Source organism: Halorubrum sp. SS7, from assembly GCF_005435055.1.
Lineage (GTDB): Archaea > Halobacteriota > Halobacteria > Halobacteriales > Haloferacaceae > Halorubrum > Halorubrum salinarum.
On sequence record NZ_SGXV01000034.1, the window covers coordinates 3,457 to 5,011 of the forward strand.

The 1,555-nt window shown below is 60.8% G+C and carries 2 protein-coding genes; both read right to left on the bottom strand.

Going from position 1 to position 1,555, the window contains the following annotated elements:
* On the bottom strand, positions 1-767 hold a 767-nt coding region (locus EXE44_RS21475), incomplete at its 3' end, for an HPP family protein (protein ID WP_241991844.1).
* 131 nt (positions 768-898) lie between these two features.
* Positions 899-1,555: RNA-guided endonuclease TnpB family protein (locus tag EXE44_RS15895; RefSeq protein ID WP_137717913.1), on the bottom strand; the 657-nt coding region annotated here is incomplete at its 5' end.

The following is a 1,555-nucleotide window of genomic DNA, read 5'->3' on the forward strand; positions in this document are numbered from 1 at the left end:
GTAGCCGCCACTATCGTTTCGGTTTCCTCGATGACCTCCTCACTGACTGTTCTCAGGAGAACCACCTTGCTGGCGTCGGGGGCGGCCGCGAGACGTGCGGCAAAGAGGGCGAGTGACTCGGACGTCTCGCCACGGACAGGTACAAGGATCTGATCGTCACCGTGGGTGGACGTGTACAGATAGCGGGCGCGCTCGTGATAGAAGTGCCGCCGCCAGAGTACGAAGGCGCCGGCGATGAGTAGACTCGCTCCGATGATTCCAGTGACGTACGCCAGCCGGTCGGAGCCGGTGACGAGGACGAGAAGCGCCGTCGAAAACGCCGTCGGTTCTTCGAGTGAGAGGACCCACGTGACGATCCCGGTGAGAAAAATACCGAACGCAGCCACGCCAGCCTGTACCTGGAACTGCTCGGCCGGAGTCTGGTACCAGAACCGCGTTCCGATTTCGAGCGCGAACCATCCGCTGAGCGCCCCGGCGGTCATCCCACCGACGAACGTCGTTGGCGAGGAGTACGGTCCGTCAGGGTCAGCAAACAGCGTATATGTGCCCGACGCCAGCGGCGGGTAAACGAGAAAGGACACGACCGGTGAGACGTTCGCTATCCACGTGATGGCTCCGATGAGAAGCGGTACGATAACCACGACAGAGAAGTGAAGCAGATTCTCCGTGTCCTCGAGCCACCGACGGATCTCGTGAACCTCACGTCGTTCAATTCGCAGGATTCGATTGCGAATCGAGTGATAATGACGTCGGAGCTGATCGCGCATACGTGGGTCTTGACACGCTGGCTGATTTGAGTGTCGGCTTAACACCCGAACGAGCCAGCCAAGTATCCAAGCCCGAGTACGGGCGGGAACGCGGATAGATTCTCAGTTGTCGGCTTCATCTCACGCGTGAACTACCCCACCCTACCGCTCGGGCTGACGCCCTCGCGCTTGAGGGTGGGGCTTCCTGTTTCCACGACGCGCTTTGCATCCACAACCGAGGACACAGGGAGCGCAGTCTCCACAGGCGTTGATTCGGAGCGTCCCGCTCCTAACCGCTTCTTCACACCGCGAGAAAGAATATTCCACGCCGCATTCGCGTCTCTGTCGGCCTCGAACCCACACGCCGGGCAGGAGTGTTCGCGCACCCACAACGGTTTCTCGGTCGAAACGCCGCAGGACGCACACTCTTTCGTCGTTTCGCGCGGATTCACAGCAACGAAGTGCGTTCCTTCGCGTTCGCACTTGTATTTGAGCATCCGCAGGAACGTCCCCCACGCCGCACCTGCCCGGTTCCGCGAGTTGCCCGGTAGTTCGACCAACCCCTTCGCGTCCAAGTCCTCGACGGCCACCAAGTCGTACTCCCGAGCGTAGTAGTTCGAGAGCTTGTGAAGGAAGTCGCGGCGCTTGTTCTTCAACTCGGCGTGGCGTTCTGCCACAACCCGACGCTGTTTCTCCCAATTGTCCGACCCGTGCTGTTTCCGCGAGAGGTCGCGCTGTGCGCGTTCCAAACGTTCGCGTTCGTTGGACAGGTCGAGGGATTCGACGGCGGTTCCGTCGGTGTCGTGAGC